Genomic DNA, 22,680 nt, shown 5'->3' with positions numbered 1-22,680 from the left:
CACAAATTCCTTACTTTGCTAAACGTTCAACACGCTTAACCCAGCCTTCAGGACCTTTAATATGGCCCTTTTGGATTTCGGTATACAGTTTATAGATGCGCTGAACATGCTCGCCCACTTCACCATTACCGACAGTGACAACATGGCCATCTTCAAAAATGTATGAGCCCACAGCAGAAACCACGGCCGCCGTCCCAAAACCACCCGCCTCGATAATTTCACCTGATTCAATATCAGCGATAAATTTATCAAGCATGACAGTCTCTTGGCGCACTTCACAACCGAGCATCTCTCCCAATTCCATAATGGATTGCGAGGTGATCGACTTCAAAATAGTATCTGTGAAGGTTGGAATAATCACAGTGCCATCTTTCAGAATGTGGAAATGATTCATCGCGCCCGCTTCTTCAATCTGTTGATTGGTTGAATCGAGATATAACACTTGCGATGCACCAAAGGCTGCCGCCGCTTTACCCGCACGCAACGAAGCCGCATAGTTACCCGCGGCTTTTGAGGCGCCAGTGCCACCCGATACTGCACGATGGAAAGTTTTGCTGATCAGCAAGCGTATGCCTTTGTTCACGCCAGCCGCGTAATAAGCGCCACTTGGGCTTAACACCACACAGAAGGTATAACGCGAACTTGGGCTCACAGAGAGGCGGTCTTCGGTCGCAAAAATAAAAGGACGAATATACAGACACGCGCCTTCTTGCATCGGGAACCAGAGGCGATCGACATCGATCAACGCATTGATCGCATCCATCTGCATTTGTTCATCGATATTGGGAATACAGACGATATCGGCGGAGCGATTCATCCGCTCGGCATTCTTATTAATACGGAAAGTATAAATCTCGCCGTCTTCATGCATAAAGGCTTTAGCGCCTTCGAAGATCGACTGGCCATAATGCAACGCCATTGCACCCGGTGCCATTTCAAATGGTCCATAAGGAACGATGCGCGGATCGCACCATTGTCCATCATGATAATCCATCAAAAACATATGATCGGTTCTGAGGCTACCAAAGCCCACATTCCCCTCGGGCTTGAATTGCTCAGTACGGCGCTCGGACGCAGGTTTTAAATTGTAGGTTATTTCCATCGCATACCACCTTGATTACTGAACAAGCAGACTAGGGAGCGACAGGAATAAAGTCAAGAGGGGCGCGCATATCTAAAGGTCTAAGCAAATAAAAAACTCGCTAACACGCTTGGTTCAACTTTTCACACGGCCTCAGAGACAGGATAAAACAATCCGCATTGGGTCACACATAATGCCAATGGCAAGTATTTTTGCCACAATAGGGTCGAACTTCCAATGAGATGATCCTATGTCAGATTATAAAATGATCCCCTGCGCCCACTACGACTATCTCGAACTCGCCTGCCTGCGTGGTTATCAACTCAACATTGAGCTTATTGATGGCACCCAGTGCCAAGGTAAAGCCATCACCACGCAGACAAGAGCCGACAAAACTGAGTGGCTTATCATCCAACTGCAACAAACTAAACAATCCCTTAGACTCGACCATATCGCCGCCATCACCCCCCTCGAGCCTAATGCTGAATTTGGTCGAGTACTCATTGCGGCCAAGCAAAGGATATAACATGGCAACTATGATTTTATCGGTTGATATCGGTCACTGGATCGGTGGGCATAACGGCCAATACCCCCATCTCATTGAATTTGATATGGCGCATCTGGATAGACCCTTTCAGGTCAGCGAAGGTTGGGGGCATGGTTTAGGAGGCTTCGCTTACTCACTCGCACAATTTGTCGAAACGCCTTATTTCCTCAAACTCAAAACCGAGGCTCCTTGGGCGTTTGCCATTATCGAACAAGGCCTAGCCCAACAAGATATTGAGACTATCGCCACCGCACTCTCAGAACAATATGGGGATCATCCGCCGCTTGTCCCTGCACATTTAATGGAATACTTATTAGGTTAAAGCTAAAGGGTTTTGTTAGAAGAGAGTGGACCTGCTGAACAATACAGGCTTAGTTAGCGAGGTGTATTGCGGAAAAGCTTCACCGAGTCATGACACTCGGTGACAGGATTCGAAATAGGGATCGAAACAGGCTTCTTAACTGGACGAAAAATAGCTTAGCGCTTAAACCGCAACCGCCGCAATCACAGAAACTTCAACCAAATATTCTGGCTCGGCAATAGCGGCTTGCACACACGCGCGGGCTGGCGCATGGCCTTTAGGCACCCAAGCATCCCATACCGCATTCATTGCATCATAATCACCCATATCTTTCAGATAAATAGTCGCTGACAGTAAATACTCACGCGAACTTCCCGCCTGCGCTAACAAGGTATCGACCTCCTCAAGCATAGTGACAGTTTGCTCGGTGATACCTTGATACTTGTCCTTCGCCACTTGACCACACAGATACACAGTACCTTGGTGGATCACTATACTGCTCATGCGGGTACCTACATCTAAACGGGTAATACTCATATTGATAATCTCTTAAATCAGATGCACTTAAATAAATGGCTCAGCAAGAACCGAATCGGCCATTTTAGCGATAAACTGGCTTTATGTCTGCGCCACGAATCTGGGCAAAGGTGAATAAAAACGTGCCATCAAGGCAAATAATCCTAGGCTACAGCTCACCACGGCCAGCCACACTAACGGTGTCGCCACGGCTAAATTGACTAATTGAAATCCGACTAAGGCTGCACATGCCGCGATCAAAGCAAAGGGCAACTGAGTCACCACATGGTCATGGGGAGCGCAACCTGAGCTGGTCGCACTGAGCACGCTGGTATCTGAAATGGGCGAGCAGTGGTCGCCAAATACCGACCCCGCCATCACAGCGCTCAGTACAGGTAACAACAAATGAGGATCCAAGTTATGGGCAATCTCTGCGCCAATAGGGATCATAATTGCAAATGTTCCCCAGCTTGAACCCGTCGCAAAAGCCATTATCGCACAGAGTAAAAACATTCCCGCTACCAGCAGGTGCGGGGAAAGATAAGCCTTAGCCCAAGCTGCCAATAATTTAGCGACGCCAAGATCTTGGATCACAGCGCCAATCATCCAAGTGCAGAGTAAAATCGCAATGGCGAAGGCGATCATGCGAACTCCGTGGCTCAAATCCCCCACTAATGCCGTTAAACGTCGCCCAGACAAGCCTAACATGGCAAGAGTGACTAAGGTTGCCAACAAACAAGCATCGCGCATAGAAGCGCCAATATCAGCCTTAGCAAGCCAAAGTGACACATCCCAAGAAGAGACCTGCTGAGCCCCCGACCACAAAGTTAATCCCACTGAAGCAGACAGCAGAGTCAGCATAGGGATTGCGAGCAGCCAAGGATTTCCCTTAACCTCGACCGTATTGGAAGATTCCACAGCAGTAGCAGCAACAAAAGAGTGAAAACCTACGCCATACCAAGCGACGAGCACAGACAAGCCTAAGGTCACTATGGCGTAAAAGTTAAATAAGGCCACCTCAATAAAGGCTTCCAACGGCGACACGGGCAAAAAGCTGATCCCCGCGATAAGCGCCATCACATAAGGGCCCCAACTGGAGAAAGGCAATAGCGCGCATAAAGGCGAAGCATTGGAATCAACTAAATAGGCGAGCTGCTCATGGCGAATACCATAACGCTGGCTGAGCGGCTGACACACATGGCCGACAGCAAGACAACTGAAAATCCCATCGATAAACACTAACCAACCAAGAAATACGACCCCAAGACGCGCCTGACGCTCAGTACGAATACGGCTATACAGCCAATCGCCAAACTGACCCACGGCACCGCCACGTGCTAACAATTGCGTCATGCTACCGAGCAGTAACATGGCGAACAGCACATTGAGATGCCACGCTTGCCAAGCACCTTGGGCATAAAATTGTTTTACACCGATATCAAGCAAATACAACCCCGTTTGCAGCGGGTCAAATTGGGCGATCAATAGGGCGCCAGAGACGATACCAACGCCTAACGCCACCAGCGTGCGGCGTAAAAACAGGGCTAAGGTTAAGGTCAACAGTAACGGGAGTATGGCGAGCAGACTAGGCGACATGGACCATTCCGATAAAAAATAAAACCAAGAATACTAACGAGTTAATAACAAATGCAAAAAAACTTAATTTAGAACCCAGTAATAGGGTGTTTTTTAACCAAACGGCAAGAATCGCTATTCCTTAAGTTCTAGGCACTGCTAGAATCACAGTCCCATCCAGAAACCATAGGACTCTCCAGATGAGCCTTGAATTACTGTCCAAACTGGAAACCAAAATCCAGGCTGCACTCGAAACTATCGAGCTTCTAAAAATGGAGCTTGAAGAAGAGAAGCAAAAAGCGTCTACGCTGAGTGAGCACAATCAACAATTGAATGCGCAAAACCAGCAACTACAAGAAGAACTCACTTCTTGGAACGAAAAAGTGACTGGCCTTGTTGGCTTGTTAAACAGCGAAATCTAAACTGCATTAGTTTGATGATGCTGCGCTTCGATCAGTTCGTTCAATTCTAAAATAGCCTGCTTCACTTTTGGCAGGCTTTTTCTTGGCAGTAAAAACCGTCCCTTCTCAAATTCCAATCGTCCTAAATCTTTAACCCAAATAACACCAGTGAGAAAAATACGCGCGTGCTTAACGATAAGCTTAGGTGCGTAGACAGGAAAAACTCTCATATGACCACCTACAAGCATTCTTGTTGTTATTGATTACAGTTGTTTGACAGAAGCTTTGCCACTTGAGTTTCATCGTTAGAGTGGTATTTTTCATCTTTTATCGCCAAAAATACTTAATCGTTTGATTTAGTTAAACTATGAATATGTCACCCTGTGAGTAAAAAAGAAGATCGCCATAATAATGTCACTTGCCAATTTTTTGACACTCTGCTAAATTATTAACGTTACTCAGGGTAAAAATGAGTCCTCTGGCTCAAGTCCGTACTTTCTTTTACAAGAAGTACGGTTTTTTTTGCCCATTTTTTGCCTCGTCTTTATTCCATAAGTTCAAACGACTAGCCTACAGAGGCCTAACTCAGTACGTTAAACTCCCTATCAAAGCGCTATTTGCCTTGTTGTTGCCAACCGCCCCAATAAAAAAGAGCCCTTAGGCTCTCTTTAACATGCAATCGATACAGCATTATCATCCGCTCATATGACAGCAGTGCGGGTAACGCCTATCGAACTATTTTTTTGCTAGGTAGAAAGCAATTTCTAACAGCTCGTCGTAGGATTTGATTGCCCCTGTTTCAACACGGTACTTACCGTTAACAACCAGAGCAGGTACACCCGTCAGCTTAGCGTTTTCAGTATCACGCTTCATCTTTGCCATTTGCGCCTTTACCATGAAAGACTCTGCAGCCGCATCGAAGGTTTTACCATCGACACCGTTAGCAATAAACACAGCACGAACATCATCGCGATTAGTAAAATGCTGTTTCTTCTCATGAATAGCAGAGAATAACGCCGCATCCATTTTCTCATCGACGTTTAACTGATGTGCGACTGCAAATGCGCGTGACATTTCAACCCCCATCTCTTTGCCGATAAAATCAACGTGTGCTTGGTTAAACGCAACGCCTTCTGGCTTATCGGCGAGAATTTTTGGCACTACGGTTTTAGAGAAAGTAAAACAATGCGGACAATAGAAAGAGAAAAACTCAGTAATCTCAGGCTTCGCAGTTGCTGGGCCATCGTTAATCACTGTGTAATGCACACCTTCTTGGTATTCCACAGCCGATACTGCCAGTGGCGCCAGTAACAGAGCCGCGGCCATGAGTAATACTTTTTTCATGAAAATTCCTTAAATCATTTTGATAAATTGGCTGGAGACTAACATATTCCATTTTTTGAGTGTAACTCAAGCTTAAGAGTTCAATCTAATGTCACAAGATACGTCTGTGAAATCATATTTTGCTCAATGCTAATACGGCACTAGACTCAGTGGTGGTTCGCTAAGGGCAAATAATTGCTCTTTGAACGCCAAAATCTGCTGTTCCCAATACTTTTCATCCCCAAACCAAGGGAAGTTCATCGGGAAGGCCGGATCGTCCCAGCGACGGCCAATCCACGCGTTGTAATGCACCATACGCAGCGCCCGCAGCGGTTCAATCAAGGCTAACTGCCTTGTATCAAACTCACAAAATTCTTCATAGGCTTCGAGTAAGATCTCAAGCTGCATCATTTGCTGCGCTCTATCCCCGGTTAGCATCATCCATAAATCTTGAATCGCCGGTCCCATGCGAGCATCGTCTAAATCGACGAATCCGGGACCGTCTGGCGTCCACAAAATATTGCCTGGGTGTAAATCGCCGTGTAAGCGAATGGCCGCAAAATCTTGGCGATCCCAAATCGCATTCGCCTTAGCCAGCACCTGCTCTACTACGGTAAAGAACGGCAAGCGTAGGCTATTAGGCACCAGATTAGATTGCTTTAACCACGCGAGCGGCTCGGCGCCTAAAATCTGCGGATTCAGTGGTTCACGTTCAGCAAATACCGTTTGTGCCGCGTACTGGTGTATCCGACCGATGAACCGCCCCACTAATTCCAGCTGCTCTAAATTATCGACTTCGAAGGCGCGACCACCTAAGGAAGGAAACAGGGTAAATCGATAACCTTGGTACTTGTGTAACGTATGGCCTTCGATAATTACAGGTACGGCAATCGGGATATCTTCTGCCGCGAGTGCGAGCGCATAATCATGTTCCTCTTGGATCTGCGCATCGCTCCAACGGTCTGGGCGATAGAACTTCACCACATAGCGCAGTCCTTCATCGCTACGGAACTGATACACGCGGTTCTCGTAACTGTTCAGCGCGAGTAAGCCCGTTTCCGGGTACACGCCCAGACTTTCAATCGCATCTAAGATCAAATCCGGTGTTAGGGCTTGAAAATGGAACTCTGCACCACTGGAACTCGTAGTCGGTGGCGTCATATTCTGACTCATATTCAGTTCACTCTTAGGTGAGGTTGCAGCAAAGTGGCTAAGTATTCCAGCACCTCAAAATCGGCTTCTCGTTCGGTCGAGAGCCAGCAAATGTTGCCGTAAAACTCATAATTGAGCCATAACTGGCTGCCTTCAAATTCTAATAACCATTGATGCCTGTCGGCGCCCCACTGACGCTCGCGCACAGTGCAATCGAGCGCCGCTGCTAAAGGTTCGGCAAAGTCAGCGAAACGATCAAAATCGATATCCGCACTGACCGCTAAACTTAAGGCACTTCTATCTAAGCGAATAGTATCTAAACTAATGGTATCTAAGCTCATGGCTTTTAAATGTGTGCTTGGTAATTTCATGCTTGTTATCCCATCAACTACTACATGACATGATCAAACCTTGGCCCCAGTCCGGTGGACGCTTGGCTAAGTCTTCATGCTCTGCGTGTTCGGCAAAGGGCTGAGTTAAGATTTTTTGCAGCAAATGCAGCGGCGCAAGATTACCCTCTTCTACTGCGATTATCGCCTCTTGGGCTAAATAGTTACGCAAAATATATTTGGGATTCACACTATTGCGCTCAGTTTGCCACGCAGGGATATCCGCTACTGCGCCCAATCGCTGTTGATAGGCTTGATACCAAGCATCAAACTGACTGACATCGATAAAATCATCCCGCAGCGCACTGTATTTGCTGGTTGGATCTAACTTACCTAATTGACGCCAAGTCTGAGTGTAATCGAGTTGATTTTTCTCCATCAGCACAGTAAATCGACCTATGAGTTCGAGATCCTGTTTGTCCTGCTCTACCGACGAAACATCAACTGCTGATAGACCTAGTTTTGCCCGCATCAAGCGCAAATAAGGCTGCACTAGCGCCTCTTGGTATTGATTAAGAATGGCAATTAAGTCATCGGATGGGATCACTGGTGTGAGCGCCTGCGCTAAACGTTGCAAGTTCCACAAACCGACGCCCGGCTGCTGACCAAAGGCATAGCGACCTTCGGGATCAGAATGATTACAGATAAAGTCTTCTTGGAATGTATCGAGGAACGCAAAGGGACCGAAGTCAAAACTGTCGCCCAGAATCGACATATTGTCTGTGTTCATCACGCCATGGGCAAAACCGACCGCCTGCCAGTGGGCAATCATCTTAGCGGTATCTTGCACTACCTGTAAAAACCACGCTTTATAGCCTGCGGCATCACAACTCAAATGGGGATAATGCTGAGTAATAGTGAAGTTGAGTAATTGAGTCAGCTTGTCGGCACGACCGCGCTCACTGTGGCAGAAAAACTCGAAATGACCGAAACGAATGTGGCTGCGGGCTAAACGTACGGTAATGGCTGCGGTTTCTTGGCTCTCACGCCATACGGGCAAGTCAGAGCCAATCACAGCCAAGGCGCGGGTCGTCGGCACGTGCAGATGATGCAGCGCCTCAGAGACTAAAAACTCGCGCACCGCGGAGCGCATCACAGCGCGGCCATCACCACGACGCGAATAAGGCGTCGGACCGCCGCCTTTAAGGGCGACATCCCATGCGCCATTTGGACCAATCGCTTCACCTAAAATGATCGAACGTCCATCCCCTAAGCGCGGCGTGTAACCGCCAAATTGGTGGCCGCTATACACTTGGGCATAGTAGGTCGCGCCATCGACGGCAGCATTGCCAGATAAGCCCAATAACAACTCATCGGTGGGTTGGCTCAGGCCAATCAATTGGGCGGCGTCATTACTCCATGCCAGCCATTCAGGCTTAGTTATCCCTTGTGGATATACTTGCGAGTAAAACTCAGGCAGCTGAGTAAAAAAATCCTGTTTAAACTTCATCTTGTCCACCTATTGGCTCATGGTCTTGCAAACCAGCACCGATTTATCGTCGAACTCGCATAGGTGCCCACATTGATAAGATCCAAGGCCAAAACCACTCACGCCAGAACGACTTAGACGTTGCATACCATGAGCCTTGCTCTGGCATTGCTCTAGAGTATCGTAGTAACCATTTATATCTTCGGCCTGCAAAGGCGTCACCGGAATGGCACTCACATCGGGATAATAAAATAGGGTCCATTCTGGGGTTTTAGTACAGCCACTGAGTAGCAATAATCCAAGCCCGAATAAGACATTCGGTAAGGCATAGCTTAGTTTCATTTTTCCCCTATTAAGCCCATAAAAAAAGCGAACCTTAGTTCGCCTTTTGCGCATTCAGTTAGCAGGGATTCTACACTGCTTAGACGAGGGAAATAACCGCTTTTCGTTTAAGGGTTTACCCGCTAAGCGCTCCCTACAACATATCAAGCCGTGGTTGCTTTAGTCTGTGCTTTCTCAATCCGGTTGATTCGGCCCTCAAAGCCAGTGACAGTGCCATCGCTCAGCCCAAGCTCGAGTGCTTTACGACAGATGACAATGGCGGCATCGAAGGCTTGGGTATCATTTAGCAAGGTGGCTAAATGCAGGAAACCGGAAGATTTAAGCTCAGTATCTTTGCCTTGCTCGGCGCTAGCCGCTTGGAACAGTGCAATATACTCTTCCGCTAATTGAGCACCATAGTTGAGGTAATCCGCCGATTTACGCTGTTTGTAGCATTCAGCAATCATATTTTGCAGCGCGGTATAGCGAGCACTGGCTGACGTCGCTCCTTGATACTCCTCAAAGGCCCGAACTAAGGTCACATTCGCCCAAGCCCCTGGTGCACCGACCTCTGAACGCGTGCTCGATGCAGGCTCAGCTTCAGTCTTAACATCATCTTGTTCATCTGCAGGCGTGGTGCCTAAAATGATCACCGCCTCTTCATTATGGGCCGCAGGAATATCGACTTCGATGATATCTGTGTCTAGCGCCACCGAAATGCTCGCAGGGCTTTCGGTCTCACGGGGCATTAATTCGGCTTCAACTTCGATAACGGGCTCTACTTCAGCCACGCCAGTATCCTCAACCCTTTTAACTGGCTCAGGTTCTACACGCTCGGGCTCAGCAGCGGAGAAAATAGGTGCCTCTTCGGTGGGAACTACAGGTTTTACCGAGGTCGGCTTGGGTTTCATCGCCTCTTGTTCTTCTTTCGCCAATCGCTGCGCGCGAAGGAATAAAAACACCCCGACAGCAATCAGTATAAATACGACTAAGATCTTCATTCTTGTTCACCTTTGATGGCCGCTTCTCATCAGAAGCCGTGTCAATGGGTTTGCCAACGTCCATCAGGACAGTGTCCATGGCAACCGAGTCTAGCTAAAAATTGAGCAGAGATTAACCGCTATTAAAGTCCATTGTGTCGGTGCAAATCAAGTATTTATGCCTTTTTATACGATCTTGCGCTCAAATAGTTATAGCCAATTGCGCTAGACTGGCACAATCGAGTTCCCTAATCCCCCCATCCACCTGCTTATAACAAACATAAGGAAAACCTGATGCAAAGTATTCTTATCGTGGCCCATGCCAGTCCCTACGGAACAGAAAAGCTATTTAATAGCTTACGCATCGCATTAGCCCTGAAGGATCAGAACGAGCAAGCGGTCGATCTTAAACTTTTTCTCATGTCAGATGCCGTGTTTGGCGCACTCAAAAATCAAACCACACCTGACTTAAGCTACAACCTGCAGCAGATGTTTGAAATTCTCTGCGCACAGCAAGTTCCGATTCTACTTTGCAAGACCTGCGCTCAAGCACGAGGCGTCACAGCGGAAATGATTATCGAAGGTGCGCACATAGGCACACTACAAGATTTAACTCGCTGGACACTGGCCGCCGACAAAGTGATGCATATCTAAGATTTATTTTTAGGTGTGACATTGGGGATAGTTGGATTATTTAAAGCCCCATTTTGTGCGCACCTTCATAAATTGGCGCTTTCGTTTTGTCAGCGCCAATTTCACTGCCTATGATGGGATATCCGAGTGACAAGCTAAGGTATTCTAATGGGCACAGCCACACTGCTTACGGGCAAACTCCTGTACGAACACCAAACCATTGCCGCTATGGTGGCGATTTATTGCAAAGCGAAACACCAAGGCCAAGACTCAACAGGTCTATGTGTAGATTGCATCGAGCTATTGGATTATGCCGCGACACGCCTAGATCGCTGCCCCTACGGACAAAGCAAACCTACCTGTAATAAATGCCCTGTGCATTGTTACAAACCCGTGCAAAAACAAATCGTCAAAGAGATCATGATCTTCTCCGGTCCTAGAATGCTGTTACCGCATCCCATTCGTGCAATCAAACACTTACTCGCAGAACGCGTTCCCGTTCCCAGCGTTGTGCCAGAGGCGGCTTCAAATCGTCATCGGCGCATAGCAAGCCAGCAGAAAAACTAACGGCGATACTTTTACCGAGCCGATTTCCCTGATATAACAGGGCTCGAGGTATCGCATATGAACGAGTTTCATAGTTTTTTCACTCAAGCTTACTGGTGGTTGTCATTATTTGGAGGCGTACATTGCCTCGCGTTAGCTATTTATATTCGCTATTTTTATCACCCAGACGCTAACCAAAAACTCCTCGCCGCTTTCTTAAGTCTTATTGCTCTATACTTCCTCACGGGTATGTTGAACCGCGATAACAGTCCAATTCCCATTCATATCCTATTCAATCTGATTAACCCTATCTATTTTTTGCTCATGCCTTTGCTCTATCTATATTGCAAACGCAGTTTAGCACCGACAAATAAACCGCTAGGGTTTTCAAAGCATTATTGGCCATCTGCATTAACATTAGTTTTCGCCATTTTAGATATTGCCCTAAGATTAACTGCGCATCCCATTAACGAGTGGCAACCCATAGCTCTGATGCTTAAAGAAATGAGTATCAGCCAATGGGGCGCTCTACTCCCAGCGCTGTTATCTGTACAAACCTGTTTTTACTTTATCGCACTGTGGATGTTGTTTCGTCGACATAAACGCAATCAAAGAGATGTCACTCAAACCCAAGAGGCGCTCGGCACCATTCGGTTTCGTTGGCTGATAAGCTTGACCTTGGCCATGTTGTTGAATTGGTTAATCCGCGTATTTGTGGTGATTTTGCCTTTCTATCTTGGTGATAATCTATCGCTACTTTCCCACGCATTGCCAAGGCTGACCTTACTACTGAGCATGTATATGCTGGCGGTGTATGGGCTAAAGCAAATCACCCGCTCTGCCTACTTAAAAGGCCGCATGGCCGAACCACAGCTAGAGCAACGCCCACTCGTCATTGAAAATATTCTCACCCCAGAGGAGTATGAATTTTTGCATCAAGTTCAGCAGGACGATGCAGAAAAAAATCAAGGTTCTTCGCCACCTAAGAACTAATTGGCGAAATCGCACTCCAATCATCACCACCAATATCACTCCAACCATTAAGTCGAACACTGAACCTAAGCTGACACATATGTCACTTTTGGCTGTCATTTGTGTCGATAAAGGCTAGTCTGGAACAACTAAAGACTTGAAGAGGCGTTACCATGAAATCATTTTTAACAGCCATTGCGGCATCAACATGCCTTATTGTGAGCCTATTTGCTGCCCCAACTGTACATGCAGATGAAAGCTACGATCAGGCAGTAGTCAATTTCCAAAAAGCGAAAGAAACCAGTAAATTTTTCGACACAGCCTATGGCTATGCTTTATTCCCAACTGTGGGTAAAGGCGGAATTGGGATCGGTGCAGCCTATGGCAAGGGCCGAGTCTACCAAGGCGGTGCCTATATGGGTGATTCGAGTCTGACTCAATTATCTATCGGTTTTCAATTAGGTGGGCAGGCCTACAGCGAGATCATCTTCTTTAAAGATGCCAAAGCCTATGAAGCCTTCACGAGCGGCAGTTTCGAGTTTGACGCCCAAGCGTCGGCAGTTGCCATCAACATGGGAGCAAGCGCTCAAGCAGGAACCACAGGCAACTCAGCAGGCGCAGGCCAATCGGGTGGTAATCGCTCGGCGAGCGGCTCTTACATCAACGGCATGGCAGTATTTACCGCAGCAAAAGGCGGCTTAATGTTTGAAGCCGCTCTTGCAGGTCAAGCCTTTAGCTTTGAGCCTAAAGCTAACTAACACGAGCCATTCGGCTGTGATATCAAACGGCGAGCCTAAATACTCGCCGTTTTTTCTTAAATGATTACCTCAAGCTTCTGACTCGGATGTTCTAACTAAAACCAAGTCATTAGGATTGAGCGAAATAAGTTGAAATGCATATTTAACTTAGCGAAGTAATAACAAGGGGATATGGCTTTTACTGATCATCCTTGTGGTATTACTACCCACAAAAAACTCCCGAATACGCGAATGACCATAGGCGCCCATCACCATAAGATCGATTTGATGCTCAAGTTGATAGATCTCAAGGGCCGTTTGCACTTCTCCCTGACAAACGGCGGTAACCACATTGAAATCCGCCGCAATCAGAGATTCGGTCACCAACGCCAGTTCAGCTGTCGCCAGCGATTGATCATCAGACACCATCACTAAATGACATTCGAGCCCTTTCAAGAGCGGACTCGTTAGCACTTGATTAAGGGCTTTTTTCGCAGTAATGCTGCCATCATAGGCGATCATAAATCGCTTCGGTGCAGTAAACTCGTCCATCACCACTAAAATAGGCTGCTTAAGCGTGCGAATGACATTTTCTAAATGGCTGCCAATGGCCTGCGTCTGATCTTGATGCTGCTCCCCTTGACGGCCCATCACCACCAGTCTGGCATGGGATTCTTGCTCTAACAGAGTTTCGACTAAATCGCCGTGACGCTGCAAGGTTTCAACCACGACTGCGGGTTGTGCCTCCACGATGCGCGTTTGCGCATCTTGCAACATATACTTACCCTGCTCGAGTGCGAGTTTGCCTCGACGCGCTTCAAGCTCAACCATTTCATTGAGCAAGTGCTCCCGTGTACCTAGGCCAATATTTCCCGACAGATCTGACTCTATCGGATAGGCTGACTTATCCAATACATGTAATAGGGTTACTGAGGCATCCAGTTGCTGAGCGGCCCAGGTACTGGCGTCACATACGGCGAGTGTCACTTTTGAACCGTCGATACAGGCAATCACATTTGTCATCGTTTTTTCCTTTTCCTGTGTTGCTAAGGGCTTAGTGACCAGACATCATGTTTTCAACGTTTTCAGGCTTATCGTGCCCCCCAAATTTATCGACTATGGTTGCACTGGCTTGGTTAAGGCCAATTAACTCCACTTCAGTTCCCTCGCGACGGAATTTAATCACTACCTTGTCTAGGGCCGATACCGCAGTAATATCCCAAAAATGCGCTTGAGATAAGTCGATAGTCACCTTATCAACCACTTCCCTAAAATCAAATGAATTACTGAACTTATCTGCCGAGGCAAAAAAGACTTGCCCAATAACTTGATAATGGCGACCTGCGTCGGCAGCAGCCGTTACACTCTTAACCACCATAAAACGGCCCACTTTATTAGCAAAGAACAGGGACGCGAGTAATACCCCCACAAATACTCCCATAGCTAAGTTATGGGTAGCGACCACCACAGCAACGGTCGCCACCATCACAAGGTTGGTTGATATTGGATGATGCTTAAGATTACGAATTGAATCCCAAGAGAAAGTACCGATAGACACCATGATCATCACGGCAACCAGTGCCGCCATAGGGATGAGCTTTAACCATTCGCCGAGGAATACAATCAATATGAGTAGAAATACCCCCGCTGAAAAGGTCGATAACCGTCCGCGACCACCCGATTTAACGTTGATGATCGACTGACCAATCATAGCGCAACCAGCCATACCGCCCATTAAACCCGCGCCGATATTGGCAATACCTTGGCCCTTACACTCGCGATTCTTATCGCTTTGGGTATCGGTTAAATCATCGACTATGGTGGCAGTCATCATAGATTCCAGCAAACCCACCACGGCAAGGCCGGCCGAATAAGGGAAGATGATCATCAGAGTTTCAAGGGTCAATGGCACTTCAGGCCAGAGGAAAATAGGCAAAGTATCAGGTAGTTGCCCCATGTCACCGACAGTACGAATATCTAACCCCATATAAACCGCAAAAAGTGTTAATCCGACAATACACACGAGAGGCGAAGGTACGGATTTACCGATCACAGGGATGAGTGGGAATAGGTAAATGATACCGAGGCCAGCTACCGTCATCGCATATACGTGCCAAGTCACATTGGTCAGTTCGGGCAACTGGGCCATAAAGATCAGAATCGCCAGTGCATTCACAAAGCCCGTCACCACAGAGCGGGAGACGAAACGCATCAAGCTTCCTAGCTTTAAGTAACCCGCGGCAATTTGCAGCACACCAGTTAATAGGGTCGCCGCGAGTAAATACTCGAGGCCGTGTTCTTTCACTAAGGTCACCATCAACAACGCCATAGCACCCGTTGCGGCAGAGATCATACCAGGACGGCCGCCTGTAAACGCGATGACCACTGCGATACAGAATGAAGCATACAGGCCGACTTTAGGATCGACGCCTGCAATAATAGAAAAGGCAATCGCCTCAGGGACTAACGCCAGTGCAACCACAATACCGGCTAACAGATCTCCGCGTATGTTGGAGAACCACTCTTTTTTCATGGTTTGTATCATGTCACTCACTCTGATTGAAATTTAATCATATCTTCCAATAGCTAATATCAACACTTGACTCAAATGTCAGCGCATAGCCAATAAGGTACTTATGCGTCAAGGTGACGGAATGCAATTGGGATTATGGGGTACTGCAAAACAACTACCGAGTCGGTAGCTACTAAGGACGGATCTTAACGATCCAAGAAGGAAGGATTAAACTAATGCGGCTTAATGCTCATCACCGAAAAATAACCTCACTTATATGAGCCAACTCAAATTTGACTGCATTAAAATAGTTGTGCTATTGGGAATAGCGACATAATGACGTGTATAAAACAGGCAGGAGTATAGAGAGTTGTTTGCTCAAAATCAAAAAACTTCAGTTAACATCAGAGTGATTAAAATACCCACCATACTTTGGTGGGTATTGAATAAAAACAACCGCAACAACTCAGGGATAGCTTAGGTAAGTATTAAGCACCATCTGATATCGCTTTATGCCGAGGCAGTTTGATTGAGATAAGCGCCGCTAACGCAATAAATGCCGCCGATATCCACAGACAAGCCGCCATGCCATACACTTGATACACCCAGCCAGACAACACAGTCCCGATCAAGCGTCCCATAGCATTAGCCATGTAGTAAAAACCCACATCTAACGATACACCGTCTTCGTCGGCATAACTGACGATAAGATAGCTGTGTAATGAAGAGTTGATCGCGAATAAGGCGCCAAACAGCATCAATCCCCAAATCAGTATATTCGCGGCATGGAAGTCATAACTTATCGCCAGCGCAATGCCTGCCGGCACTATGCTCAATATCGCCGCCCAACCTAAGGCGCTACGTCCATCGGGAACCTTGTTTTGGCTCGCCGACTTTGTCCCCGTCAATCGAGGTGCGAAGCCTTGCACTATGCCATAACCTATCACCCAGAGTGCGAGAAAACCGCCGACATACCAATGATCCCAACCAAAGGTTGAGGCCAAATAAACGGGTAAAGCCACCACAAACCACACATCCCGCGCACCAAACAAAAACATGCGTGCGACAGAAAGCGTGTTTACCGCCGGACTCTTAGAGAAAATTTCCGTGAACTTAGGTTTGTTTTTGGCTTTACCTAAATCGCGCTGCAAACTTAACAGACTAAAAATCCACACCAGCAATAGGCCAATCGCCATGCCTAACACGGCCTGCTGGAATCCAAACAGGGTCAGTAAGGCGCCGCCCAAGAAGAACCCCGCGCCCTTTAGCGCATTTTTGGATCCAGTGAGCATGGCAACCCACTTATACAGCTCCCCCTGAGCATCACTAGGCACCAACAACTTGATACTGCTTTTAGCGCTCATTTTATTGAGATCTTTAGCGATACCCGACAAGGCCTGCGCCGCCATCACCCAAGCAACCGTCAGCATACCGCTAGGCACAAGCAGCATGCTAAGGGCAACAATCTGCATAAATAGGCCCACATTCATGGTCTTATTTAAGCCTAAACGCGCCCCGAGCCAGCCGCCAACTAAGTTCGTTACCACCCCAAAGATTTCATAGAAGAGGAATAGCATGGCAATTTGCAGTGGGCTATAACCTAAGCCATGAAAATGGAGCACCACTAACATACGTAATGCGCCATCGGTGAGCGTGAATGCCCAATAGTTGCCTGTGACCACCAAATACTGGCGGATCTCGGGTGATATGTTAGACAAGAACCCTGTCAGCTTACCCATAAAGCTTATGCCTTATCCATCAGACCGACCATGCGGGCCAGTTCGACGGTGCGATTGGCATAGCCCCACTCGTTGTCATACCAAGCGTAGAGTTTGACCTGAGTGCCATTGATAATCATGGTCGATAACGCATCGATAATGCTCGAACGCGGATCGGTTTTATAATCGACCGAGACTAATGGACGTTCCTCATAACCTAAAATGCCTTTTAGCGGTCCGTCTGCCGCTTCTTTTAACAGGCGATTGACTTCAGCTTCGGTCGTTTTACGACTCACCTCGAACACGCAATCGGTTAATGAGGCGTTCGCTAATGGCACCCGCACCGCATGGCCGTTGAGCTTACCTTTGAGTTCAGGGAAAATATGGGTAATGGCCGTCGCAGAGCCCGTCGTTGTGGGGATTAAGCTTAAACCACAGGCCCGCGCCCGGCGGAGATCTTTATGCGGCGCATCTAAAATCGTTTGAGTGTTGGTAATATCATGAATGGTCGTCATGGAACCATGCACTATGCCGAGGTTTTCGTGGATCACTTTGACGATTGGCGCCAAACAGTTAGTCGTACAGGAGGCTGCAGTGACAATCGGATGAATGGCTTTGTCATAGAGTTGATGATTCACTCCCATGACAACGTTTAACACGCCCTCTTCTTTAACAGGCGCTGTGACCACAACGCGTTTAACACCTTGATCTAAATAAGCTTGTAGCACTGCTTTGGTTTTCATCTTACCCGAAGCTTCAATCACAACATCACAGGCGGACCAATCGGTTTCCGCGATGGTTTTATTGCGTGTACAGCGAATACGCTTGTCATCGATAATAATGTCATCGCCCTCGGCATTGGCTTCGTACTGCCAGCGACCATGCACAGAGTCGAATGTCAGCAAATGGGCTAAGGTCGCCGCATCCCCAGCGGGATCATTAATCTGCACAAACTCAACCTCTTCCCAGCCCCAAGCAGCGCGTAATGCTAAACGTCCCATACGGCCAAAGCCATTTATCCCGATTTTGATTGTCATACCTGCATCCTTCACACTCAGTTTTATATTAGGTGTTTTATATTATTTGTTTAAGATTACAGCGTTATCTCTTCGATATAACCGCGTTGATGCCCTTCTCGTTGGCAATGGCGGTAATAATCTCAGCGGTTTTAGTGCATTTAGCGCATCCACCACCTAATTCTTTGATATTTAACATTTTTATAATTCTCACAGAATGGGACCTATAGCGTTAAAGATCCAACCGATTAAGGTGAATGAAATCAATAAAATGGCAAAAACGATGGCCAGCAAACGCCATTGCATCACCTGCTTGAGCAAAATGAACTCGGGAAAACTGGCGGCAACCGTAGACATACAAAATGCTAATGTCGTCCCTACGGGCAAGCCATTAGTGATAAGGCTCTCCATGATAGGAATAACCCCTGTGGCATTGGAATACAGAGGAATACCAATCAATACCGCCGCAGGAACCGACCACCATTGACCATCGCCTAAGTGGGCTTCGATCCAACCGTCAGGCACAAATCCATGGAGTGCGGCGCCAAGCCCAACCCCAATAATGACCCATTTCCACACTCGGCCAAAAATCTCTAGGGTCTCGCCTTTCGCAAATTCATGTCGCTCGGTTAACGTCATGGATGTCGATGTCATACCCTCGCTATTATCGCGACTTGCTTGCGCCTGACCTTGCTCGAGTGCTTTGGCGGCAAAGGATTGCAGCCAACGCTCAGCGCGAATCGTGTCTAAAAATGCCCCCGCCAACATACCCACTGACATGCCGACTAGCACGTATATCACAGTGAACTGCCAGCCCAGCAGACTCACAAGCAACAGAACGGCAACTTCATTAATTAACGGCGAAGTGATCAGAAATGCCATAGTGATCCCAACGGGGATCCCCGCGGAAGTGAAACCTAAAAAAACCGGAATACTCGAACATGAGCAGAATGGGGTAACAGCGCCAAAACCCGATCCCATAACGTAACCGACAAAACGATTTTTACCCGCCAAGTAATCCCGAACACGCTCGACATTGAGCGAGGCCCGCACCAAAGCGATGCCATAAATCATCAGCAACAGGAGCGCAAAAATCTTAGTGGTATCTTCAATAAAAAAATGGATGGCGTCGGCGAGCTTAGTATTGGGCTCTAAACCCATCAAATCAAAAGTTAACCAGCTCGCTAAATCTGAAAATATTTGCAGCATTGTTACGCCACCTTAATATTAAGCAAAACTTTAGACACTTAAACATATGAAAAAACGTATATTTGAGGTTAAATTTTTGCTGCTAGTCTTCTAGCAGCAAGCTTTAGCACGGTCAGGACGCCCGCCCATCTTGCACAAATTACGCATATTTTCTTCAAGGAATACAGTGTTTTGGTTGGTAACTTCACTCAGCACTAACTGACTCCATTCGGGTAAGTCATTATTGATACGATAGAAAATCCATTGCCCCTGACGGCGATCAACTAATAAACCGCATTTACGTAATTGGGCCAAATGTCGCGAAATCTTAGGCTGGGTCTCTTGCAATGCCTCGGTCAATTCACAGACACAGAGCTCTCCCTCTTGCTGGATCAACATCATGCAACGCAAGCGGGTTTCATCGGCTAAACATTTAAAAAACTGGGTTGGATTAATCATTGATGCCCTTAGACTGAACTAATACAAACATTTTGATCCTTTTGTTAACTTTCCTAAAGGTTCATTCAAACAGCAAGCTGTGAGCGGTAAGAAACAACACTCGTTTTTCATGGCTATGGATCTTTTGGAAAGACCTTGTACAATATATACGAATTTTCATATATGTAAATATCCGTATATAAGATCACCTTAAGTTTCACGCATTAATCAAAATGGTGTTTGAGTATAGTGTTCAACACTAAGATACATACGAAAATTCACATATAAAAAATCATTCAAACCCACCGACAATATCGTTAGGTGAGGGCATTATTTTATGGTTACGGGTAGACAATCTCTACTCTTTGAGGAGCTTGTATGTGGTTAGCAGGGGCAATTTTTGTTCTCACCATAGTGTTAGTAATTTGGCAACCTAAGGGGTTAGGCATAGGTTGGAGTGCTACCTTGGGCGCCGTATTAGCCCTACTACTGGGTGTGGTGCAGTTAGGGGATATTCCTGTGGTGTGGAATATTGTCTGGAATGCGACCGCCACCTTTATTGCCGTGATCATTATCAGTTTATTATTGGATGAGTCAGGATTTTTCGAATGGGCCGCGCTACATGTGGCCCGTTGGGGCAAAGGTCGTGGCCGCTTACTCTTTACTTACATAGTGTTACTCGGCGCTACTGTTGCCGTATTGTTCGCCAATGATGGCGCGGCGCTGATCCTCACCCCGATCGTAATTGCGATGTTACTGGCTCTGGGCTTTAGCGCCGGAGCAACCTTAGCCTTTGTGATGGCGGCGGGTTTTATTGCCGATACCGCAAGTTTGCCGTTAATTGTCTCTAACCTAGTCAATATTGTTTCAGCAGACTTCTTCAACATAGGTTTTAACGAATACGCCTCTGTGATGGTGCCCGTCGATATTGCAGCTATTAGTGCCACCTTAGTCATGCTGCATCTGTTTTTCCGCAAAGATATTCCCGCGACCTACGACTTGCAAAAACTGCGCGAACCTAAGACCGCCATTCGCGACCCTCAAACCTTTAAAACCGGTTGGGGAGTATTAGTCTTACTCTTGGTGGGCTTTTTTGGCTTAGAACCCCTCGGTGTGCCCGTGAGTTTAGTCGCTGCCGTGGGTGCCCTGATCCTGTTTATTGTCGCGAAAAAAGGCCATGCCATAGATACCACTAAGGTACTTCGCGGCGCGCCCTGGCAGATAGTGATCTTTTCATTAGGCATGTATCTAGTGGTTTATGGTCTTCGCAACGCAGGCTTAACCGATTACCTATCAAGCGTATTAAATAGCTTGGCAGAACAAGGGCTTTGGGCTGCCACTATGGGCACAGGCTTCTTGGTCGCCTTTTTATCGTCCATCATGAACAACATGCCAACGGTGTTAATTGGCGCCCTGTCGATAGACGGTAGCAATGCCACCGGCGTGATTAAAGAAGCCATGATTTACGCTAACGTGATTGGTAGCGATTTAGGTCCTAAAATCACCCCCATCGGCAGTTTAGCAACCCTGCTATGGCTGCATGTACTGGCGCAGAAAAATATTAATATTACCTGGGGTTATTATTTCCGCGTCGGCATAGTGATGACGCTACCTGTGCTATTTGTCACCCTAGCGGCACTGGCACTGCGCCTCTCCTTCTAATCTTCGTCCATGGGCACTAGAGCATCTGTTTAGTGCCTATGGATAAATTTATAAGCGATTATTTATCAGAGACATGTTATGACTAATATGATTGATGACAGCATTAAGATTTACCACAATCCAGCCTGTGGTACATCGCGCAACACTTTAGCATTGATCCGTAATAGTGGAGTCGAACCCCAAATCATCCACTACTTAGAAACGCCACCCTCCCGCAATGAATTACTTAATTTAATTAATGAGATGAAAATCTCTGTGCGTTCATTGTTACGCAACAATGTTGAACCATTTGAACGACTAGGACTTTCTGAAGACACATTTACTGATGAAGAACTGGTTAACTTTATGCTGACTTATCCCATTTTAATTAACCGTTCTATCGTCGTTACGCCGCGAGGCACAAAACTCTGTCGCCCATCTGAGACAGTGCTTGATATTTTAACCAAAGCACAACAAGGCCCTTTCACCAAAGAAGATGGCGAAATCATCATTAATGAACAGGGACAAAGAGTTCGCACATGAAACCACTAAACCACGATATGCCAGCGCTCAAACAAGAATTAATGGTTAATAATATGGATATGGACTGTTTTAATCTAACTCCTTTAACCCATCCGCCTAGAATACTGATGCTTTATGGCTCAGTACGAGAGCGCTCCTATAGCCGACTGACGACGGAAGAAGCCGCTCGACTATTAACACACATGGGCGCAGAGGTGCGTATTTTTAACCCTTCTGGACTTCCACTTCCTGATGATGCGCCTGACAGTCATCCCAAAGTCATGGAACTAAGAGAAATGGTACGTTGGTGCGAAGGTATGGTGTGGTGTTCACCAGAACGCCACGGTGCGATGACCAGTATTATGAAAGCTCAAATTGATTGGATCCCTTTGGCTGAAGGTGCAGTCCGGCCTTCACAAGGTAAGACATTAGCAATAATGCAGGTGAGTGGTGGTTCACAGTCCTTCAACACACTAAACCAAATGCGAATATTGGGCCGATGGATGCGCATGTTCACCATACCCAACCAATCTTCAATCGCAAAAGCTTGGTTAGAGTTTGACGAGGCAGGCCGAATGAAACCTTCGCCTTACTACGATCGCGTAGTTGATGTTATAGAGGAATTGATGAAGTTCACTTTACTCCTGAGGGGCAATGTTGATTTCCTCACGAACCGATATAGCGAACGCAAAGAAAGCGCTTCAGAGCTATCAACCCGAGTAAATCAAAAAGAAATATAGAT

The 22,680-nt window shown here is 46.9% G+C and carries 26 protein-coding genes; 10 read left to right on the top strand and 16 right to left on the bottom strand.

Features of this window, described 5'->3' with window-relative positions:
* Positions 1-10 precede the first annotated feature (10 nt).
* Positions 11-1,102, bottom strand: a complete 1,092-nt coding sequence (locus KO533_RS11620) for a branched-chain amino acid aminotransferase (RefSeq protein WP_131524942.1) — start codon at positions 1,100-1,102, stop codon at positions 11-13.
* Positions 1,103-1,331: 229 nt separating this feature from the next.
* Between KO533_RS11620 and KO533_RS11615 the strand changes: the two genes are divergently transcribed.
* Together KO533_RS11615 and KO533_RS11610 are read left to right on the top strand one after the other, a co-directional pair.
* Positions 1,332-1,607 (top strand): Rho-binding antiterminator, encoded by a 276-nt coding sequence (locus KO533_RS11615; RefSeq protein WP_219254234.1) that lies wholly within the window; start codon positions 1,332-1,334, stop codon positions 1,605-1,607.
* 1 nt (position 1,608) lies between these two features.
* Positions 1,609-1,950, top strand: coding sequence for a hypothetical protein (locus KO533_RS11610; RefSeq protein WP_219254233.1), 342 nt, complete (start codon positions 1,609-1,611; stop codon positions 1,948-1,950).
* 162 nt (positions 1,951-2,112) lie between these two features.
* On the opposite strand, the gene KO533_RS11605 is transcribed toward KO533_RS11610, so the two are convergent.
* On the bottom strand, positions 2,113-2,466 hold the full coding sequence (locus KO533_RS11605) for a RidA family protein (RefSeq protein WP_219254231.1): 354 nt from the start codon (positions 2,464-2,466) through the stop codon (positions 2,113-2,115).
* A gap of 81 nt (positions 2,467-2,547) precedes the next feature.
* A complete protein-coding gene (locus KO533_RS11600) occupies positions 2,548-4,041 on the bottom strand; it encodes a Na+/H+ antiporter NhaC family protein (protein WP_173496157.1) in 1,494 nt (497 codons plus the stop codon).
* Positions 4,042-4,220: 179 nt separating this feature from the next.
* Between KO533_RS11600 and KO533_RS11595 the strand changes: the two genes are divergently transcribed.
* Positions 4,221-4,442: a cell division protein ZapB gene (locus KO533_RS11595; protein WP_006083484.1), complete on the top strand. Its 222-nt coding sequence runs from the start codon at positions 4,221-4,223 to the stop codon at positions 4,440-4,442.
* Here the strand turns inward: KO533_RS11595 and KO533_RS11590 are convergent.
* The 7 genes from KO533_RS11590 to KO533_RS11560 all read right to left on the bottom strand — a co-directional run bounded on the left by KO533_RS11590 (position 4,439) and on the right by KO533_RS11560 (position 10,036).
* Positions 4,439-4,651 (bottom strand): DUF1107 domain-containing protein, encoded by a 213-nt coding sequence (locus tag KO533_RS11590; protein WP_006083486.1) that lies wholly within the window; start codon positions 4,649-4,651, stop codon positions 4,439-4,441. The genes KO533_RS11595 and KO533_RS11590 overlap by 4 nt on opposite strands.
* Positions 4,652-5,156: 505 nt before the next feature.
* Positions 5,157-5,765 (bottom strand): thiol:disulfide interchange protein DsbA/DsbL, encoded by a 609-nt coding sequence (locus KO533_RS11585; RefSeq protein ID WP_173248033.1) that lies wholly within the window; start codon positions 5,763-5,765, stop codon positions 5,157-5,159.
* Between the two features lie 129 nt (positions 5,766-5,894).
* Positions 5,895-6,917, bottom strand: a complete 1,023-nt coding sequence (locus KO533_RS11580; protein WP_219254229.1) for a serine/threonine protein kinase — start codon at positions 6,915-6,917, stop codon at positions 5,895-5,897.
* Between the two features lie 2 nt (positions 6,918-6,919).
* Positions 6,920-7,267 carry a DUF3630 family protein gene (locus KO533_RS11575; RefSeq protein ID WP_219254227.1) on the bottom strand — a complete coding sequence of 116 codons (348 nt, stop codon included), beginning with the start codon at positions 7,265-7,267 and terminating at the stop codon, positions 6,920-6,922.
* A 13-nt stretch (positions 7,268-7,280) separates the two neighbouring features.
* On the bottom strand, positions 7,281-8,735 hold the full coding sequence (locus KO533_RS11570; protein ID WP_219254225.1) for a protein adenylyltransferase SelO: 1,455 nt from the start codon (positions 8,733-8,735) through the stop codon (positions 7,281-7,283).
* A gap of 9 nt (positions 8,736-8,744) precedes the next feature.
* Positions 8,745-9,056, bottom strand: coding sequence for a hypothetical protein (locus KO533_RS11565; RefSeq protein ID WP_113941607.1), 312 nt, complete (start codon positions 9,054-9,056; stop codon positions 8,745-8,747).
* 143 nt (positions 9,057-9,199) lie between these two features.
* Entirely contained in the window at positions 9,200-10,036 is an 837-nt protein-coding gene (locus tag KO533_RS11560; protein ID WP_219254223.1) for a hypothetical protein, read from the bottom strand.
* 273 nt (positions 10,037-10,309) lie between these two features.
* On the opposite strand from KO533_RS11560, the gene KO533_RS11555 reads away from it, so the two are divergent.
* The 4 genes from KO533_RS11555 (at position 10,310) to KO533_RS11540 (ending at position 12,924) form a co-directional block, all read left to right on the top strand.
* Entirely contained in the window at positions 10,310-10,669 is a 360-nt protein-coding gene (locus tag KO533_RS11555; RefSeq protein WP_219254221.1) for a DsrE family protein, read from the top strand.
* Between the two features lie 147 nt (positions 10,670-10,816).
* A complete protein-coding gene (locus tag KO533_RS11550; protein WP_219254219.1) occupies positions 10,817-11,215 on the top strand; it encodes a nitrous oxide-stimulated promoter family protein in 399 nt (132 codons plus the stop codon).
* Positions 11,216-11,272: 57 nt separating this feature from the next.
* A complete protein-coding gene (locus tag KO533_RS11545; RefSeq protein ID WP_173248045.1) occupies positions 11,273-12,187 on the top strand; it encodes a hypothetical protein in 915 nt (304 codons plus the stop codon).
* Between the two features lie 152 nt (positions 12,188-12,339).
* Positions 12,340-12,924, top strand: coding sequence for a YSC84-related protein (locus KO533_RS11540; RefSeq protein ID WP_105250489.1), 585 nt, complete (start codon positions 12,340-12,342; stop codon positions 12,922-12,924).
* Between the two features lie 147 nt (positions 12,925-13,071).
* Here KO533_RS11540 and KO533_RS11535 read toward each other — a convergent pair whose 3' ends face one another.
* The 6 genes from KO533_RS11535 to KO533_RS11510 all read right to left on the bottom strand — a co-directional run bounded on the left by KO533_RS11535 (position 13,072) and on the right by KO533_RS11510 (position 19,796).
* Entirely contained in the window at positions 13,072-13,926 is an 855-nt protein-coding gene (locus KO533_RS11535; RefSeq protein ID WP_219254217.1) for a universal stress protein, read from the bottom strand.
* A gap of 31 nt (positions 13,927-13,957) precedes the next feature.
* Positions 13,958-15,448, bottom strand: coding sequence for a SulP family inorganic anion transporter (locus KO533_RS11530; RefSeq protein ID WP_219254215.1), 1,491 nt, complete (start codon positions 15,446-15,448; stop codon positions 13,958-13,960).
* 455 nt (positions 15,449-15,903) lie between these two features.
* The gene (gene arsJ, locus KO533_RS11525; protein WP_219254213.1) at positions 15,904-17,154 is read right to left on the bottom strand and encodes an organoarsenical effux MFS transporter ArsJ; all 1,251 of its coding nucleotides are present in this window, start codon (positions 17,152-17,154) and stop codon (positions 15,904-15,906) included.
* Positions 17,155-17,159: 5 nt separating this feature from the next.
* Entirely contained in the window at positions 17,160-18,170 is a 1,011-nt protein-coding gene (locus tag KO533_RS11520) for an ArsJ-associated glyceraldehyde-3-phosphate dehydrogenase (RefSeq protein ID WP_219254211.1), read from the bottom strand.
* Between the two features lie 189 nt (positions 18,171-18,359).
* Complete coding sequence (locus KO533_RS11515; protein WP_173248056.1) at positions 18,360-19,358, bottom strand: permease; 999 nt, start codon at positions 19,356-19,358, stop codon at positions 18,360-18,362.
* Between the two features lie 90 nt (positions 19,359-19,448).
* On the bottom strand, positions 19,449-19,796 hold the full coding sequence (locus KO533_RS11510) for a metalloregulator ArsR/SmtB family transcription factor (RefSeq protein WP_105250495.1): 348 nt from the start codon (positions 19,794-19,796) through the stop codon (positions 19,449-19,451).
* 357 nt (positions 19,797-20,153) lie between these two features.
* Between KO533_RS11510 and KO533_RS11505 the strand changes: the two genes are divergently transcribed.
* The 3 genes from KO533_RS11505 (at position 20,154) to arsH (ending at position 22,678) form a co-directional block, all read left to right on the top strand.
* Positions 20,154-21,437 (top strand): arsenic transporter, encoded by a 1,284-nt coding sequence (locus KO533_RS11505; protein ID WP_219254209.1) that lies wholly within the window; start codon positions 20,154-20,156, stop codon positions 21,435-21,437.
* A gap of 87 nt (positions 21,438-21,524) precedes the next feature.
* Entirely contained in the window at positions 21,525-21,959 is a 435-nt protein-coding gene (gene arsC / locus KO533_RS11500) for an arsenate reductase (glutaredoxin) (RefSeq protein WP_219254308.1), read from the top strand.
* Positions 21,956-22,678, top strand: a complete 723-nt coding sequence (arsH, locus tag KO533_RS11495) for an arsenical resistance protein ArsH (RefSeq protein WP_275956784.1) — start codon at positions 21,956-21,958, stop codon at positions 22,676-22,678. Before arsC ends, arsH begins: the two co-directional genes overlap by 4 nt.
* Positions 22,679-22,680: the final 2 nt, after the last annotated feature.

The organism is Shewanella sp. NKUCC05_KAH, from assembly GCF_019345585.1.
GTDB lineage: Bacteria > Pseudomonadota > Gammaproteobacteria > Enterobacterales > Shewanellaceae > Shewanella > Shewanella oncorhynchi.
The sequence above is the reverse complement of the archived record's forward strand: the minus strand, read 5'-3'. Positions and strand labels throughout refer to the sequence as shown.